Source organism: Vibrio sp. 10N.286.52.F8 (assembly GCF_041468745.1).
Classification (GTDB): domain Bacteria; phylum Pseudomonadota; class Gammaproteobacteria; order Enterobacterales; family Vibrionaceae; genus Vibrio; species Vibrio crassostreae_C.
In genome coordinates, this window is record NZ_JBFRJF010000011.1 from 37,259 (window position 1) to 54,058 (window position 16,800).

Genomic DNA, 16,800 nt, shown 5'->3' on the forward strand with positions numbered 1-16,800 from the left:
GTTCAGTCTGCTTAGTTAAGCGAACAGATAACACCAACAAAAAGACGGGCTCGATAGCCCGTCTTTTTATGGTTCAGATTTGAACTCGTGATTGTTCAGAATTGAATAGCAGGTTAGTAAATCACTTTTACTTTTGACGCGCTCTCAATGGCATCTTCAATCGCTGTTTCAGTGCTGTTACGACGAGTAAGCGCCACACCTAAACGACGGCGACCATCGATATCAGGCTTACCAAACAGGCGAACTTGTGTTTGTGGTGCGTCTAGCGCCTCTGTAAGACCTTCAAAACGAATGTTAGTTGAAGTGCCTTGGCCTAGAATAACCGCTGATGCACAAGGGCCGTATTGCGTGATGGATTTGATCGGCATACCCGTAAAGGCTCGTACGTGCAGTGCGAATTCCGATGAGTCTTGAGACATCAATGTTACTAGGCCTGTATCGTGTGGGCGAGGGGATACTTCGTTGAAGATAACGTGATCGCCTTTAACAAACAGCTCGACGCCAAAGATACCGTGGCCACCTAGTGCATTAACCACTTGTTCAGCCGTGTATTGCGCGGCTTTAAGTGCGTTGTCTGACATCACTTGTGGCTGCCATGATTCGCGGTAATCACCGTCTTCTTGGCGGTGACCGATAGGCGCACAGAAGTGAACACCGTCGACTGCGCGAACGGTAAGTAGCGTAATTTCGTAATCGAAGTCGATGAAGCCTTCAACGATTACACGACCCGCGCCAGTACGACCGCCTTCTTGTGCGTAGTCCCAAGACTTTTGAATGTCTTCCTCCGTTTTGATAACGCTTTGGCCTTTACCTGAAGAGCTCATTACTGGCTTAACAACGCAAGGCATGCCCACGAATTCAACAGCGGCAGCAAAGTCTTCAAAGGTGTCTGCAAAGCGGTAAGGAGAAGTGCTCAGCTTTAGCTCTTCTGCCGCTAGACGACGGATACCTTCGCGGTTCATCGTTAGCTTGGTCGCATTCGCAGTTGGAACGACATTTAAGCCTTGCGCTTCTAGCTCTACCAACTTGCTGGTGGCAATAGCTTCAATTTCAGGAACCACATAATCTGGTTTTTCAAGTTCAATGACTGCTTGCAGTGCATCGCCGTCTAACATGTCTAATACATGACTACGATGTGCAACTTGCATTGCGGGTGCGTCTGCGTAACGGTCACATGCAATAACTTCCAAGCCTAAACGTTGGCACTCGATAGCAACTTCTTTGCCGAGTTCACCTGAACCTAATAGAAGTACACGAGTAGCATTTTCACGAGTAGCAGTACCAAACATAGAAATTCCTTCCGATCTTTTGAGCGATTGATTGAAAACGGGGTGATCATACTTATTTCAATGATAAAAGCAAACGTTTGCGCAAGTTGTTGCGTTAATTACAGGTATAAAAAAAGCAGCCCCGTTAAATAGGGCTGCTTATTTAAAATTTTGTTAATTAGATGTACTTAGATTGCTAAGTAAGTCACTGGAATGTCGGGATTAATCGCTTCTAATGTAGATTGCGTATCCGCTAGGTGACTGATGCTACCTTCGGCAATTTCAACCAACGCTGCACTTTCAATCTGTTCAAAATCGAAGCCAGCCAGTTTAAGTTGAATCAACGCCACTTGTAGAGGAGGTAAGCTCGGGTTGAACGCTGCGTTTTCAGCGTAAGCACCGGTGAAAATCTCACCCGACGTCAATTGCAGTGAAACACCACTTAGGTTTTTGGTGTAAGGAGCATGGCTGCGGTTTAGTGCTGCTAGCGCTTCTACAACAATAGGCGTTGTTTCTTCAGTCGTGTGCTTATGATCAAGCTTAGTCATTAGGCCAGTCGTCACACCTAAGTCAGCAGGGCCGAATGAGTCTGGTAGGTACTCTTGCAGAGACATTTCATCACGTTGTGGAAGCTGAACTTTAAGTTCTTTTGCTGTGGTCAGTTCGTTCATGAATTGACGACAGTGACCACAAGGGCTGAAATTGATTGTGATATCAGAGATACCTTGCTCGCCTTTCATCCAAGCGTGGCTGATTGCAGATTGCTCAGCGTGTACTGTTTGGCCAAGTTGAGCACCAGCAATTTCAAGGTTTGCACCAAAATACAGAGTGCCAGACAAACCACGCACGATTGCACCAACATAAAAGTCAGATAACGGAGCGTAAGAATAGGCTGCGGCAAAAGGAAGTAGCGCAATACGTAGCTCGTCATCCGCTAAACCACTTGCTTGCAGTAGGCTAGCAAATTGTTCTGGAGACAATGTCGCGTCAAAGTTGTCTGCTAATACGATGTCACTCAAAAGTGCTTTGATTGCTGTTGGAGCACTTTCCAGCGCCAGGGTAATACGACTGTTCATGTTGAATCCTTAATTGACCTTAGGCTTTAATTCTATGCAATGCTCAGGAATTTTCTGTGACCTTGATCACCACTGTGTTGTTGTTGTTACATTGGTTTGCATAATTAGAGTGAGGTCACAGATGAAATCGATTGCAAGAGTAAAAACTACCATTGATATCCCACTTATTGGCCTAAACAGGGCGTGATTTGACTGCTATTGCCGAGTAATTGCGAGAAAAAAGCCCAAGCTATCACTGAAATAATCAGGTTATGCTTGGGCTTATTGATATCTGTAACGCCTAAAAGTCGCGAACCAGTGAGTTTAGCTATTTACCAACTCATCTATTAGAGCGCGTATAAACTGTAATCAAAGTGGTTAAGAATAGAACCAAACCACGAGCGAAAATATACTCGGTGCAATGATTGAGGTGATAACCCCACAAAGAACCAATGCCAACGAACTGAATGCAGCATCTTCCTGATTCTTTTCAGCACAGGTTGCCGTGCCTAAAGCGTGAGACACAGTACCCATGGTTAAACCACGCGCGATAGGGCTCTTAATACCAATGAGATTGTAGATTGGGTAAGCAAAAATTGCCCCAAACAGACCAACAATCAATACCAGTATTGCCGCAATTGCTGCTTCACCACCTAAATGGCTCGATACTTCCATCGCAATTGGTGTGGTGACTGACTTACCTAATAAACTCGCAATCAAAGTTAAGTCCGCTTTAAAAGCCACTGCGATTAATGCTGTCGTTGTCATCGACATCACACTGCCTAGCGTGCAAGCAAAGGTAATAATGCGCCAGTTGGCTCTGATTTGAGGTAGCTGTTCATAAAGCGGGTAAGCAAGTGCAACAACCGCAGGCTGAAGCATGTAGGTAATCCAGGTGTTGTCGGCATAGTAAGTCTCAAACGGTACTTTGAAGAACGTGAGTATCGGAATGATGATACCAATGCTGATCAGCAGGGGATTACACAGCGGTGAGTTTACTTTTTGACTTACCCAGCGAGCAAACAGGAATACCACGATGGTGAGTAGAATCCACATGATCAGTTACCTCTCGAAAGCAAGCGGTCTAAAAACCATGATAAGGACACCAACACCAGCAACGTGCCACCAACGGCGCTCGCCATAATTGGCAATGCGTTCGCGATGAGCATGTCGAAGTGATCCATCAACCCAACACTGATCGGAACAAACAGTAAGATCATTAGGCGGATAATCAAGCTTGCGCCGGGTTGTACCCAGTGCGAAGGAACAATACCAATCACCATGGCGGCAAACAGAATCAACATGCCAAAAATACTGCCAGGGATTGAGGTATCCAAAAAGTGCTGTAACGCGTTACCTGCTGTAAGTGCACCTATGATTAAGGTGAAGGAGATTAAGCAGTAAACCAGTTGGATCAATCTTTCTTTCAAAGTGTTACGTCTCTTGATAATGGAATTAGCTAGCTAACTTTTCTACGTATTGATAAACCGCCTTCAAGATAGCCATTTTCTTCTCGTCGCTTTCATGTTCATGCGCGAGGTTTTCAAGGTTTAGCATGTACTCTTCTAAACGGCTTTCATAAAACTCACGACAATGGTTCGCCCATTTCAATTGCTCAGCTTCGTCGAGCGTCCATGGGAAGTTACGCGCACGGTAACGGAACAGTAACGGTTTAATACGTTCATCACCGAAGGTGATATCTAAAGCTGCCAAGTTATTTGGGTCAGTTTCGCGAATGATGTTCATCGCTGTTTTATCAGCAGGTGAGAAGAAACCGTCATAAAGGTGTGTATCAACATCATCACTCTTTTCGTACTCTCGCTCTTGTGAGTACAGGCCGATCAGTTTTTCGCGGATCTCTGGGTGTTCGCGCAGCAGTGCCAAGTTCTTCAAGCATTGTTGGCGATCAATACCGATGGTTTCGGCATTTTCAGCCGTCAGCGTTTTGGCTGGAGCAAGAATAGGGCACTTGTTCAGTTGAACCAATTTGATGGGTACTGGTAGCTCGTCTTCACCCAGTTCACTGCGTTTGGTGTAGAGTCTGTCTCTGAGTTCATCAGCGTCCAGTTCTAACAGTGGGCTTGGATCTTTGGCTAAATCAACCACGATAACCGCATTTTGATTGGTTGGGTGCCAAGCCATAGGCACAATCCAACTTGTGTAGTTGCAGTCACGGCCAAACATGCCCGAAACGTGCATCAATGGTGTCATGTTTACGATATCAACCAGATCATTCAGCTTACGCTTATGACGCATGTTGTAAAGGTAATCGAACATCTTAGGTTGCGCAGCTTTCAGCTTCTTCGCTAACTCGATGGTCGCAATAACATCGGCCATCGCATCGTGCGCGTTCTCGTGTTCAATGCCGTTTGCCACAGATAGGTGTTCCAGTTTGAAGCTTGGGTAACCTTCTTCGTTCTCTGGCCAAACAATGCCTTCAGGACGCAGTGCGTGAACAGCGCGCATTACATCTAATAAATCCCAACGAGAGTTGCCATTCTGCCAGCTCCACGCATATGGGTCGATGAAGTTTCGGTAACAGGTGTAACGCGTTACTTCATCATCAAATCGAATACTGTTGTAGCCAAGGCTTGTGGTGTTAGGTTTCGCTAACTCAGCATGGATCTTAGCGATAAACTCTGGCTCAGGGAGACCTTGTGAAGCCGCTTTTTGTGGTGTGATACGGGTGATCAGTGCAGCTTCAGGCGCAGGGAGGTAATCAGCGGGAGGTTGGCAATAGATAACCAGAGGCTCTCCAATAACATTGAAATCTTGGTCGGTACGAACACCCGCAAACTGACTCGGACGGTCTTTTGCTGGGCTAACGCCCCATGTTTCGTAATCGAAAAAGAAGTAGGTTGGCTGATTATCTGAACTCATTGAATTTCCTGAACAGCAAGCGCGGAACGTTTACTGTGGCTGAAGGTTAGTTTTGTTCAGTATCTGATAGTATGCGGTACGCGTGCAACCCAGATCACAAATAAATTGCCGGAAAACGGTGCTTTACTATTCAATCGAGTCGGTGGGGAAGGTTTTGAATCCAATTGTGGCTTTTCTATGGTCACAATTCTGCCTGTGTACCTCTTTTTTAACCTATCTTGTCACCTTAGCTGTTGTAAGGCGATGAGTCGGGTTTCAGGTTTACCGCGAATGAGTTTGTTTGTCTTTTACTCTAAAGCTGTGTGATTAGAAGCATCTCGTTGTTTTTTGACTGGTGGTTAATCTGCTGTACCTGTACCTGTACCTGTACCTGAGGCTAATCCGCTGTGCTTATGTCTGACCGCAGCGCAGATGTTTAAACTGCTTCACTTGCCTGTCTAGGCTCTGTCCAATTAAGGTGTTTTTCGCAATACAATCCCCTTAGATTTAATTAATTTTTCGGTATTTATGATTGTCGGGGTTAATTTGTCTGGAGCGTTATGTCTGTCTCATTTTTAATACTTTCTATAATCCGTGTTTGAATTGGATATGAAGAACACTCTAATATTTCATTTTTATTACAATTTATTTTAATTGTCAGTATGTTTCACTTCTGAGACTGAATTGCAATACGGTGATCTATATAGTAATTAACCTGAATATAATAAGGGTTTATTCTTGTCCTTTATTCTTGTTCTTTATTTTAGGGTTACTTTAATTAAGGTCTTTTTATAGAAGTAATTACGTACAAAAATAAAGGAATTAAGTGTAAAACCAGTTTTATATATAATTGGTAAAAATGATCCAATACCATTATTATTGTTAGTGTTATTTATATCAATTTGCGTGATCTTATTCTCACTGCGCCTCATTTCTTTATAAATAAGTGTCAATATATATATTTTCTAAATAGGATTGTTGTTACTTAATTGTTAACTTTGATTGACTATTAGGTAACCCTAATAATAAAGCCGATTTTATATAAAGGATTAAAGAAATGAACAAAGTCTTTAAGGTTGTTGCTGTATCTGCACTTTCTATCTCTTCTGCGAACGTTTTCGCTGTGAGTGACACTTTTGATGCAACACTAGAAGTAAAACAAGCAATTACAATGACAAAAACAAGTGATCTTGACTTCGGTATCATCACTTCAGACAACACAACGGACGTTGTTATCGCTCAAGGTGATGCTGGAGCTGCGGCATTTACTCTTTCTGGAGAATCTGGTGATGCAGTAACAGTAAGTATTTCTGATACTAACTTGGTTAACGGCGTAAATACGATTGCAGCTGAATTCGACTTTAATAACGCTATTACTCTTACCGGTGGTACTGCGGCTCTTAATATTGGTGGTACTGCACGTACTTCAAGTGCGACATTAGTTGCTGGTACATATACTGCTAACGTTGCAGTAGATGTTACTTACCAGTAATTAAATGAAACCAGTGTAATATTGTGGCTGCTATAAAGCAGCCGCTTTTACTATGAGTGTTCTATTCAAATACGCGATTTATATTGGTCTGATGATTTACTCCAGCCCTTTTCATGCGCTAGAAATTATTCCTGAGAATATGGAAGTGAAATTTCCGGGCATGTATATCTCTGGGTCGGGCCAGAATGCGGATTCAAACCCATCCAATAGTCAGGTTTATGTGGTTCGTTTTTATGTTGAAGGTGAGCCTGGTAAAAAAATCGTGGTTTCTCTCCCTTCCAAGCAATATCTAAACCATTCTCGCAAATCCAAACGCCTGCGTATTAGAAAGTTCTATTTTGGTTGTGGCTTATCAAAGCGTGGTAGAGCCAAAATCAAAGGGAATGGAAGAAGCAAATTATTGTGTATTGGTGCCAGAGTGAAAATCGGCGCTAACCACCCAGCAGGCCTTTACACCAGTACAATCCCTTTTGAGGTTAATTATAAATGAAGTTGTTTATCTCATGTGTTCTCGGCTTAATCTTCACAACACAAGCCTATGCTCAGTTACTCATCGCACCGACTCGTTTTGTGCTGGATGCCGACACTTCGGTGACTGAGAAAATCGTCGTCGAAAACAATTCAGATCAACCGATTCGCTTGGAGATAAAACCGATTTATCGCCCGGTAAAGGCGAGTGGCTTAGTTCGAACTGACGCTAATATCTCGCAATCAGAAGATATCGCGAGTTGGATTAAAGTGTCACCACCAATAATTCGTGAACTTAAACCCAATCAAAGACGCACGGTTCGCTTACGTATGAATGCTTTACCTGCTGCCATGGCTGATGGTGAATATCGTGCTTACTTGTGGTTTTCCCCAATAGCAAAAGCTGCAGAGCTATCAGACATTGCGTTGTCTTCAAGTAAAACCAACAGTGATGGTTCAGCCTTTCAACTGAACTTTCACATCAACAGTTATGTACCCGTTTATGTTCAGAAAGGTGAGCAAGTGCAAGATGTTAAGTTTGCGTGTGACAACCAAAGCATCAAGATTCGAAACGATGGAAACTTTCAGTTTACTGCGAAATTGAATGTAGACGAGCATAGCGAAAAAGTGGTGCTACTTCGTAATGCTGAATTAACCAAGCCTTTCCCAAAAGGCTCAAAGATCTCACTGGTTCAGAACGAACAGCCTCTGTACGAATGTGTTCTGTAGTGCTCGTTTCATTGTCGCTGACTCTGTAAAAGCCAGTGTTCAATTGCATGGTTTGGCGACTTTTTTTGCTCGCTTCACTGTTTCCTTTTGGTGCGTATTCGCAATCTAAAGCAGAAAGTGAGGCGAGTGAACTCTATCCAGCCCATGTTGAAGTTCGAGTCGGGAAAGTGGGGGATAGCTTTTATCGTGTCATGATGGATGACTACGAAGAACCCTTCATTTCGATATCCAATGCCGCTTTTTATCTGCTCGAAATGAATGGTCAGTGTGATGAAAGCGGATATTGCGAACTGTATTTGCCTCAAGATGTGGGAAGAGAATCTCCTCCGTACATTTTAGATACCGAACAAGCCATTTGTTATCGCGATGACAACAATATCCAGTCGATCAAATATCAAGTCATCGACTCAGAAACTTACGTCCACTGGTACAGCTTACAAGCTTGTATCCCGGCAAAAGTGCGTTGGGATATCGATGATTATCGACTCACCGTTTCTCCAGAATTTAGTTCATTGACTGAGTTGGAAGCGGCCATTTCTAAGATGAAAAATGAGTCACGTAAGAAGGCCGAGGATCTCAAGCGAGCTGAAAACACGCCAGCTTTCGAACCTGTTGCTGCAGTGGGTTTGGCGACTCGGTTAGCGGCTTCTGTTTATCACGACAGTGAAACTGGCGGTGATGTTTACGCAATCTCAGACACCATATTAAGCACTGAACACTCCTTGTCTCGCTTGTCGATTGACTCGCGAGAAGATACCCCGATTGTTTATTACAACATTGCGGTTGAAGCTCATGACGGTGAAGGCTCTTTGGAAGTCGGCCATGTGTTATTAGATGGCAGCGTCTTTACCGTGAATCAAACCCTTGAAGACGGGCTCTATTACACCAATCGAAAGCGACAGACAGAGTTCGGCAACCTTCAACTCGAACGAACCACTCAACCTAACATCAGCATCGATGTTTTGGTTAATGGCATCTATCAAACCACTTATCGCTCTGATGAGTTTGGACGCTTCGTTTTTGAAGAAGACAACATCTCCCCCGGTGACACCATCAAGTTTCGCTACTACTTATCGAAAGGTGTCTGGCAGGAAGAAGAGATCACCGTCGCCGGTTTAGAAGATGCATTTCTGCCAAGTAATGAGTGGGGCGTGCAAGTGGTAGGCAATGAAGGTGCAGACCGAGCGGGCGCTGTGTCACTTGAATATGGGCTTGCCGATTACTTCACCGTGGGTGGTGCCTTTATGAGGCAAAATGGTAAAGACTTGATTGGTGTTCAAGGACGATACTTACCGGCGCATTGGTTCGCGGGTCATATCGGTTGGTTGCCGGAGTTCAATCGGTTTCCAATGGAGTTTGATATTTTGATCAATGGTGATCAGTCGGCATCGATAGAGCTCAATAAAACCGATGAATTGGACTTAGAGTCGATGGAGTACGATGTTTTCAAATACAACCTGTCGCTTGCCAATCTAACGGCCTTTTTGACGGTAAGGGATGATGAAGATGAGTTGAGCGTTGAACCCAAGTTGAACTCGAAAGTGGCTCGTAATCTGTTTGTCTCATACGCCGGTGACTATCGATACATCAAAGCTTCTCATCAAGACGATTACCTCCATACGATTGGCTTGGCTAAAAGCGGTTTTTCGGATACGTCGTGGAATATTTCTGGAACTGTTGATGGCTCTGGTCATCATGAACGAACGGAGCTGTCTCTGAGAAATGCGTGCAAAGAGTGCCTGTTAGATCCGTTGGAGGTTTTTCAAGAGCTCACGACGAACGTATCGGCTCGCTATCAGAAACAGGAAGTTTCGTTTTCCGCCTCTTTAGAAGCTCGAGTGAACCCTTATTTACTCTTTAAGCTAGAAGGAACCGAAGACCGATACGGTGTCGAGATGACGACAGAATTCGGTGCTAAAACTTACTTTGATGAAAGTATTGGTGAGTTTGTTGAGTGGAATCGTTACAACCATTCTAAGCTGACGGGCGTTGTCTACGATCACCACAAACAACCCATACCTGGCGTAAGCCTACAAATCTTGGACCAACGAGCGGTCAGTGATGCAAAAGGCCGATTTGAATTCTCAAGTGTTCCGGCTCGAGATAATCTACCTATCTATATCGATGAAGGGGCACTCGACCTTAACCTCACGCCGATTCAAAACCCTGTGTTTGTAAATACTAAGCAAGTCGGGCTAACTCATGCTCACATCGAAATGGTAGTGTCATTTGGCGTCGATGGCACGGTGGAAGGCGATCTAGAAAACAGTGCTTATCTGCACTTTAAACATATCCAGAAAGGCACCGAGTATTCGAGCGAGATTGAGAGCGATGGCTTTTACATGGTAGAGGGGCTCATCGCGGGCAAATACATTGTGACTTTAGAAATGGGCGACAAGCGATACGTGCAAGGTGCCGACTTGGACGGCGATTTCTGGGTAAGCGACCTCACATTCAACCTCATTGATTTTCATAAGGTGTACTAAATCCGATCGTTTTGATTAGTCTGAAGGAGGCGACAGTATCAATCGCACTTTTTGTTTCATGGTTAGCTCTCGGTTCTTCAAATCTTTGAATATGGCCTTCCATTCTTGAAAGGTGACCACTATCGGGTTAAAACTGTTTACCGGCTTGGTGACGCCGTAACGTACAGTTTCAACTTCAGGTTCGAACGTACCAAACAACTTATCCCAAATGATCAAAACACCGGCGTAGTTCTTATCGATGTATTGCGGGTTTTTGCCGTGATGCACACGGTGGTGTGATGGGGTGTTAAAGATGTATTCAAGTGGTCCTAAGCTTCGTATCCATTGTGTATGGACAAAGAACTGCAAACCTAGATTCAGAAGCACCACAAAGATGACCCATTTAGGGTCAAAACCTATGATGACTAACGGTACCCAAAACAACCAGATCCCAGCAAGTGGGTACATTAAGCTTTGACGGAAAGCCGTACTGAAGTTCATCTGTTCTGAACTGTGGTGCGCGACGTGCGCGGCCCACATCCAGCGAACACGATGGCTTGCTCTATGGAACCAGTAATAGCAAAAGTCTTGCAACACCATCAACACAATGAAACTCAGCACGCCCATTTCAATGTCCATTAAACGCCAACCAAACATCAAGAGATACAACTGCACGACCAATAACCCGGTGATCAAATCGGAGAGTTGATGCATTCCTGCAAGCGTGAAGTTACACATCACTTCTGAAAGTTTATAGCTGGAATTATCTGGCAATCGACCTTGCTTCTGACCGATAAAATACTCAGCCAACATGCACACCACGAATAAGGGCGCTAATACCAGCAGTAGCCATTCTGGGTGATTGATTAATGCGTCGATATTCATGTTTTATCCTTGTTGAGACGCCATACGCGTTCTTAGTATCAAGTTTACTTAGACTTGCTCGCCAGAGATTCAATCAGCAGAATTTCGCTACCAGCGAGCAAAGTGATCTTCTGTTAGGCCAAGAACACCATCGAGTTGATGTGTCACTCCATTGTTGTCTTCAATCGAGCCAGAAAAATGACCAATGAACTGACGAAAGTTACTCTTTAACAGCCATAAATTGAGCTTTTCGTTGCGGTTATTTAAGGGCGTAAAGGTCAGGTTTATACGTCCATCTTGTGATGTTATCTGCCAAGGCAAGTTCGTGTCTTGGCGACTGAACGTAAACTGTACCGGGTTAAGCAAGTGTCTGGTTCCATTGACCCATAACACGTTTTCGCAGCCTCCGGTTTCATTCACGCCCGCCGCGAGGTTTAAGCCAATATCTGTGCCATGGGATTGCGTGTTGATACTTGCCCAGCGCCAACTGGTTTCACGTCTCATGTAACCCGCTGAAAAGTCATAACCAGCACGAGCTTGTTCGAGAACGAGTGATTCTCCTTTGATTTGGATTTCACCGCTGATGCGCAAAGCATTGTGCTTTTGAGTGTAAGTCCAACCTGAATAACCCGTTGGGCTGCACATCGCCATGGGTAAGCTGTCGGTTTTAGGCTCTAAAGCGATATCGGCCTTGATGAGTTTGGTATTCAAGCGAACTCGCCATTGTCCGCCTTCAATCTCAAAGGTGATGCTTTGGTCTGCAATGATTGTCTTTCCTTCAAATGGCGAAGCGGTGACTTGCTTATCAAAACCAAACGGCCTCAACCAAGATGACTCTTGCAGATGGTTGTTTTCTATGTCGTAGACATAACAAAATGCTGAGCCTAAGTAGCGAATATCCGCGATAGCGACACCAATAATGTGCGTGTTGGTGACGATGCTGACAAATTGAAATTGTTTGTAGTGGAAGTGCTTCTGCCAAAGATTTGCTTTTGCATCCATCGAGTTTCGGTAGTCAAAGCTCTCGATGTTCAGGTGTTTGGGGATGCCATCGAAATGTCCAATGATCGGCTGACCATTAGAATCAATCAAACTGTGTGGGGCTGGGTTCGTTTTTATCATTGCGATGGTTCACATTAATTTAACAACTAAAGCCATTGTGCGATGAGTAGCGTAGAATTGGGAGGTCATATTCGGACAAGAGCGCGTTACCAATCACGATTTTGTTAGTAGTGTTGTTGAAGCTGAGTAGTCATGTTTATGGGAATGGGCTCGATATAAGGAGAGACGATTGGAGATTATTGCGGAGTATAAGCCGACCGGACATCGGCATCAGTTGGGTACATTAGATATCGCGCTGCTGTTGAATACGTTAGAGCAACGAGGTATCGATATTGAAAGGCTACTCAATGATGTGGGTTTGCCGAACATGGATTGGCGAGACCCGAATGGAAAGCTGACTTACGCTGACAAGCTTGCGTTATTTAGCGCGGCGAATCAGAGCTTTCCTCACGATGGCTTAGGGCTTTGGCTGGGGGAACACGCTAGCTTGAGCCACTTTGGTGTGTTGGGTTATGCGCTATCGACCAGTCAAAATGTCGGGGAGGCCATCAAGTCGGGCTTTAAATATCTGCGCCTGAATGGTCCTATTTTCTCGGTTAAATTATTTCTAGATTCCGAGCAAGCAGTGATTCAGATTGAGAACACCTTGGAAGTGGGCGATCTCCTACCTTTCTGCAGTGAGTATTTCTTGAGTTCAATCGTCTCTTTGTTCAAAGAACTGACTGGTCATGAGTTGGATATTCATACTTTGGCTTTGCCTTATGCTCGCCCTAATTACACCAAGCTTTATGACGAGCGTTTCCAGTGCCCGGTGATTTTTGAACAAAACCATTGTGAACTGCGTTTTGATGCCTCGGTTTTATCACAAACCTTATTGACTCATGATGCCGCAACACTGAAGCGCTATCTTGCGTCTTGCCAGTCGATAGTGGAAACGCTGGACTCTGAGCATCTGCTGACTAACCAAATCAAAACGATCTTTTATCAAACCGCAGGCAGTTTCCCGAATATTGAACAACTCGCGGATGAGTTTGGTTGTAGCTCTCGTACACTCAGGCGAGAGCTAGTGACCCATGATTCCAGTTATCAAATATTGCTTACCGAAGTTCGAGTGGAACTGGCCAAAGAGCTGTTACTCGGCACAACCATGAGTATCGATGATATCGGTGAAAGGCTCGGTTATAGCGACCCCGCAAATTTCAGAAGGGCGTTTAAAGGTTGGCTTAATAAAACGCCCGCGCAGTTTCGTGACGGTTTAAGTTAAAGCGTTACTTGCTAAAAAACTGTTCTCTGAAATCGGTGACTTGCTGTTGATAGTAACTGTCCCAATCGTGTTGAGTCCAAGTGGCATAACTTGATGAGCGCTGAGAGTCTAAGGTCGCGTTGAGCTGATCCAGTTGCTCGTGATAACTCATCACGGTTTGCTGCTGTTGCGCGACTTGTTGTTCTCTTGCGGCAATGTTGCTGGTCTGCGTTTTATCTAAGTAGGCCTCTTGAAGGTCGGCTTTGACTGATACTATCTCAGCAGGGCTATAACTGCTGGGTATCAAAGAGACTGCCAATTCATATTTTTGAAGCTGTGTTTCGGCGTTTAACGTGTCCGTATTGTTTTGCCATTCACTAAGCAAATCTTGATAGTTGGCCAAAAACTGGCTCGCTTCGTTTTCTTTAAGGGTGTTTGCGTCGAGCGTAAAATCCAGATGAGTAAACTGGTCTGCGAATAGCTGGTGGGCCAACTCGCCCCATATTTGCTGTGCAGACTGCTTGAATAAGGCAACACGATCTTCAAGAGTCTCTATGGATTCAAGTGGGATGGTACTTTGGGCTAATTGCCAGTCGACTGATAGCTGCGGATAGTCGCTCAGTAACTCAAACCATATACTCGGCAACTCTGATTTCAATCGTGCGAGTTGCTCAGTGCAGTCATCACGTTGTTGGCAAAGCGTCCAGAACCCATTGAGTTCATCGAATAGAGCTTTACCTTCAAGTTCGCTCAAGTTTTCAGCAAGAATTTTACCGTCCAGTGCTCCAGCTTGGGATTGATTGCTGTGCGATGCGGAGTTTTCCGAACTGGCGGTTGCAGTAGGGGTGGAATTATCGTCATCAGTTGTCATAGAAACACGCGGATTAGCTTCAGTGTGTTGAGCAGAAGATAGCGGTGTTTCAGTGGATTTTGATGACCACGAATAGCCAACAATGCTCGTCACCGCGACGAGCATTAGGATTAATATAACTCGACGCATTATTGGTTCACCGAGTTACTTGATCACGGCGCTAACAGGGAAGTGGTCTGAAAGGTTGTAGTGCTTCCATAATTCACTGCTGGTTGAGCGAGGAACATCAACGCGGTTATTGTTGTGAGTTTTTTGTGCGTACTCCGAACTCACCACTACGTAATCCAAGTATTCGACATTTTCCCCGCCAGACATAGGGTCGCCTGCAAAGTTGTTGATACGAGGATCAAAGGTTGAAGCGGTATAACCTGAATACTCCGGTTCATCGGCTTGCAGGTTAGCGAACATTTGTTGGTAGTCGCCTGGGAACTTCAGCTTGTTCACGTTGAAGTCACCGCTGTAAACCACAGTTTCTGATGTAGGGATATTCAGAGACTGAGCCAGTGCACGCATCTGCTTGAATTGACGTTGTCGGTAGTCACGAGCGGTGTCCGTATCGAATGATGCGGTGTGAGTGCCAAACACGTGGTAAGCCTGACCGTTTTTGATGACTTCAGCGTAATTCACGCCTTTATCAGCGAAACAATCTGTGCCTGTACAATCAGGGAACACGTATTGCGCTTCGTTGACAATAGGGTAGCGGCTCACAATGATCACACCGCCGTCATAGATGTTAATCCCATCTTTATCGAGCATTTTGGTTTGATAAGGATACTCTTTCGCAATTTCACGTAGGAACTCATCTCGTCCGTTGGCAAACACTTCTTGAAGCGCTAACACGTCGTAGCCCTTAAGGTATTGAGGAATAAGGTCGTAACGATCACCGATGTGCGAAGCGATAGCCGGTAGAGCCCAGATGTTATAAGTCATGACTTTGAGTGTATTGGCATCCGGCTCTGGCTGCTCATCCACTTTTGGCGGGGTGATGGTGTAATAAATATCATCGTAGCGCGCCGTAGAATCGGCTTTAAGTGCTAGTTCTGCATTGACCCCGAATGCATCGGTCGTGCTGCGATGAATATTGCGGTCGTCATGCAACGTTAAGTTGACGTCTGCGGCGCTTAAACCATGTTGCAGTGTCGAGTTATACCAATGACCCTTCATGGTTTGGTTGAGCGTGACACTCTCGCCCACAGCGTTCGATACCACAGTGTCAAACTCATAGGTCTTCCCAGATTTTACACCAGTCCAGCGGTTAAAACTGATCAGCTTCTTCGTCTCCCAAGGGCCAACCTGTTCAACATACTGTTGCCACTCATCACCGAGTTGAAGCAGATCTGTCCCAGTGTGGTTGGCTTGAATGGTCATCACTTGATTGGTGTTATTGGTGAGATACACGTCGGTGTCTGCGATCGCCGAGGTTGAAATGAATGAAGCTGATGCAAGTATTGCACTCAGGTAAGTCCATTGAGTTTTCATTTTCACGTTATCCTTACTGATTGGTTTAAAGAATAACGTAGTAAAGAGTTGTGACATTGGAGTTATAACTCTATGGGAATTATCCAAATATTAGATATATGCCATGGTTTTATAAATTAGATTACTCATTGAAAATTAACATATTGCTTTGCCTGAATGATAAGTGATACGCGCGCACGCTAAAAAATAGAGGAACGATTTGGGTTTGAGGGTAAGTCACTACTGGTTGTTTTCGTGGAAATCATAGGTCGGTAAATAACCAGAAATGGATGCTGTGAATCACGATAAGGGAAAACGCTAACCGCCTTGCTCTATCAGTATAAATTTTGCCATTGTTCAGTAAACAGAAACCTCAAAAACAGGTATGATAGTGCCGTTTTTAATCCTGAACTGGGAAAGTCATGGCAAAGTTAACACTCCAAGAGCAGATGCTTAAAGCTGGCTTGGTAAATGAGAAAAAATTAAAGAAGGCGAAGAAAGGCTCTAAAAAGTCTCGCGTTCAGTCTCGTGAAGCAAAAGCGGCAGCTGAAGAAACTAAACTGGCGCAGCAAGCGAAAGACAAAGAGCTAAACCAACAGTTGAAAGAACAACAGTTGAGCAAAGAAATTAAAGCTCAAGTGAAGCAACTGATTGAGATGAACAAGATCGAACAGAAGAACGGTGAGATCAAATACAACTTCACCGACGGTACGCTAGTTAAATATCTTTACGTAGAAGAGCTGACTCAAAAGCAACTAAGTAAAGGCATTCTAAGTATTGCTCGTCAAGGTGAGAGCTATGTTGTTATTCCAACAGCAGTAGCGAACAAGATTGCTATGCGCGACGAAGAATCTATCGTTGATACGCAGGCAGGTAGCACAGACGAAGTAGACGAAGATGACCCGTACAAAGACTTCGTGATCCCAGATGATCTAATGTGGTAATCCGTTTTACCTAGCTCCATTT

General features: G+C 44.5%; 15 protein-coding genes. 6 read left to right on the forward strand and 9 right to left on the reverse strand.

The annotated features are described in order from the left end of the window. Positions 1 to 113 precede the first annotated feature (113 nt). The 5 genes from purT to sbcB all read right to left on the reverse strand — a co-directional run bounded on the left by purT (position 114) and on the right by sbcB (position 5,203). A complete protein-coding gene (purT, locus tag AB4133_RS06405; RefSeq protein ID WP_004734863.1) occupies positions 114 to 1,289 on the reverse strand; it encodes a formate-dependent phosphoribosylglycinamide formyltransferase in 1,176 nt (391 codons plus the stop codon). Positions 1,290 to 1,456: 167 nt separating this feature from the next. Then, a complete protein-coding gene (gene cdd, locus AB4133_RS06410; RefSeq protein WP_004734864.1) occupies positions 1,457 to 2,344 on the reverse strand; it encodes a cytidine deaminase in 888 nt (295 codons plus the stop codon). A 357-nt stretch (positions 2,345 to 2,701) separates the two neighbouring features. After that, positions 2,702 to 3,379, reverse strand: coding sequence for an LrgB family protein (locus AB4133_RS06415; protein ID WP_004734865.1), 678 nt, complete (start codon positions 3,377 to 3,379; stop codon positions 2,702 to 2,704). A 2-nt stretch (positions 3,380 to 3,381) separates the two neighbouring features. Further along, entirely contained in the window at positions 3,382 to 3,753 is a 372-nt protein-coding gene (locus AB4133_RS06420; protein ID WP_004734867.1) for a CidA/LrgA family protein, read from the reverse strand. A gap of 25 nt (positions 3,754 to 3,778) precedes the next feature. Continuing rightward, positions 3,779 to 5,203, reverse strand: a complete 1,425-nt coding sequence (sbcB, locus tag AB4133_RS06425; RefSeq protein ID WP_017080644.1) for an exodeoxyribonuclease I — start codon at positions 5,201 to 5,203, stop codon at positions 3,779 to 3,781. Between the two features lie 1,036 nt (positions 5,204 to 6,239). Between sbcB and AB4133_RS06430 the strand changes: the two genes are divergently transcribed. From AB4133_RS06430 to AB4133_RS06445, 4 genes are read left to right on the forward strand one after another with little or no spacing between them, the layout of a single operon-like run. Beyond that, positions 6,240 to 6,674 (forward strand): DUF4402 domain-containing protein, encoded by a 435-nt coding sequence (locus AB4133_RS06430; RefSeq protein ID WP_004734871.1) that lies wholly within the window; start codon positions 6,240 to 6,242, stop codon positions 6,672 to 6,674. A 52-nt stretch (positions 6,675 to 6,726) separates the two neighbouring features. Next, positions 6,727 to 7,164: a DUF4402 domain-containing protein gene (locus AB4133_RS06435; RefSeq protein ID WP_372224089.1), complete on the forward strand. Its 438-nt coding sequence runs from the start codon at positions 6,727 to 6,729 to the stop codon at positions 7,162 to 7,164. Next, a complete protein-coding gene (locus tag AB4133_RS06440; RefSeq protein ID WP_372224090.1) occupies positions 7,161 to 7,871 on the forward strand; it encodes a molecular chaperone in 711 nt (236 codons plus the stop codon). The genes AB4133_RS06435 and AB4133_RS06440 overlap by 4 nt, the downstream gene beginning before the upstream one ends. Positions 7,872 to 7,918: 47 nt before the next feature. Beyond that, complete coding sequence (locus tag AB4133_RS06445) at positions 7,919 to 10,357, forward strand: carboxypeptidase-like regulatory domain-containing protein (RefSeq protein WP_372224091.1); 2,439 nt, start codon at positions 7,919 to 7,921, stop codon at positions 10,355 to 10,357. Between the two features lie 15 nt (positions 10,358 to 10,372). Here the strand turns inward: AB4133_RS06445 and AB4133_RS06450 are convergent, their stop codons facing one another. Then, positions 10,373 to 11,221 (reverse strand): sterol desaturase family protein, encoded by an 849-nt coding sequence (locus AB4133_RS06450; protein ID WP_372224092.1) that lies wholly within the window; start codon positions 11,219 to 11,221, stop codon positions 10,373 to 10,375. Between the two features lie 87 nt (positions 11,222 to 11,308). Next, positions 11,309 to 12,322, reverse strand: a complete 1,014-nt coding sequence (locus AB4133_RS06455) for a DUF2804 domain-containing protein (protein WP_372224093.1) — start codon at positions 12,320 to 12,322, stop codon at positions 11,309 to 11,311. A gap of 169 nt (positions 12,323 to 12,491) precedes the next feature. Between AB4133_RS06455 and AB4133_RS06460 the strand changes: the two genes are divergently transcribed. After that, on the forward strand, positions 12,492 to 13,526 hold the full coding sequence (locus AB4133_RS06460; protein WP_102427805.1) for an AraC family transcriptional regulator: 1,035 nt from the start codon (positions 12,492 to 12,494) through the stop codon (positions 13,524 to 13,526). Between the two features lie 4 nt (positions 13,527 to 13,530). On the opposite strand, the gene AB4133_RS06465 is transcribed toward AB4133_RS06460, so the two are convergent. After that, positions 13,531 to 14,481 (reverse strand): chromosome partitioning protein ParA, encoded by a 951-nt coding sequence (locus AB4133_RS06465; RefSeq protein ID WP_372224158.1) that lies wholly within the window; start codon positions 14,479 to 14,481, stop codon positions 13,531 to 13,533. Positions 14,482 to 14,520: 39 nt separating this feature from the next. Beyond that, complete coding sequence (locus AB4133_RS06470; protein ID WP_372224094.1) at positions 14,521 to 15,855, reverse strand: sphingomyelin phosphodiesterase; 1,335 nt, start codon at positions 15,853 to 15,855, stop codon at positions 14,521 to 14,523. Between the two features lie 401 nt (positions 15,856 to 16,256). Between AB4133_RS06470 and AB4133_RS06475 the strand changes: the two genes are divergently transcribed. Then, on the forward strand, positions 16,257 to 16,778 hold the full coding sequence (locus AB4133_RS06475; RefSeq protein ID WP_010441213.1) for a DUF2058 domain-containing protein: 522 nt from the start codon (positions 16,257 to 16,259) through the stop codon (positions 16,776 to 16,778). Positions 16,779 to 16,800: the final 22 nt, after the last annotated feature.

What these genes read in the sequence shown, in the direction of transcription:
- purT (WP_004734863.1), bottom strand. Translation starts at nt 1,289, where the DNA reads ATGTTTGGTACTGCTACTCGTGAAAATGCTACTCGTGTACTTCTATTA.
- sbcB (WP_017080644.1), bottom strand. Translation starts at nt 5,203, where the DNA reads ATGAGTTCAGATAATCAGCCAACCTACTTCTTTTTCGATTACGAAACA.
- AB4133_RS06455 (WP_372224093.1), bottom strand. Translation starts at nt 12,322, where the DNA reads ATGATAAAAACGAACCCAGCCCCACACAGTTTGATTGATTCTAATGGT.
- cdd (WP_004734864.1), bottom strand. Translation starts at nt 2,344, where the DNA reads ATGAACAGTCGTATTACCCTGGCGCTGGAAAGTGCTCCAACAGCAATC.
- AB4133_RS06445 (WP_372224091.1), top strand. Translation starts at nt 7,919, where the DNA reads ATGGTTTGGCGACTTTTTTTGCTCGCTTCACTGTTTCCTTTTGGTGCG.
- AB4133_RS06440 (WP_372224090.1), top strand. Translation starts at nt 7,161, where the DNA reads ATGAAGTTGTTTATCTCATGTGTTCTCGGCTTAATCTTCACAACACAA.
- AB4133_RS06475 (WP_010441213.1), top strand. Translation starts at nt 16,257, where the DNA reads ATGGCAAAGTTAACACTCCAAGAGCAGATGCTTAAAGCTGGCTTGGTA.
- AB4133_RS06470 (WP_372224094.1), bottom strand. Translation starts at nt 15,855, where the DNA reads ATGAAAACTCAATGGACTTACCTGAGTGCAATACTTGCATCAGCTTCA.
- AB4133_RS06415 (WP_004734865.1), bottom strand. Translation starts at nt 3,379, where the DNA reads ATGTGGATTCTACTCACCATCGTGGTATTCCTGTTTGCTCGCTGGGTA.
- AB4133_RS06430 (WP_004734871.1), top strand. Translation starts at nt 6,240, where the DNA reads ATGAACAAAGTCTTTAAGGTTGTTGCTGTATCTGCACTTTCTATCTCT.
- AB4133_RS06435 (WP_372224089.1), top strand. Translation starts at nt 6,727, where the DNA reads ATGAGTGTTCTATTCAAATACGCGATTTATATTGGTCTGATGATTTAC.
- AB4133_RS06450 (WP_372224092.1), bottom strand. Translation starts at nt 11,221, where the DNA reads ATGAATATCGACGCATTAATCAATCACCCAGAATGGCTACTGCTGGTA.
- AB4133_RS06465 (WP_372224158.1), bottom strand. Translation starts at nt 14,481, where the DNA reads ATGCTCGTCGCGGTGACGAGCATTGTTGGCTATTCGTGGTCATCAAAA.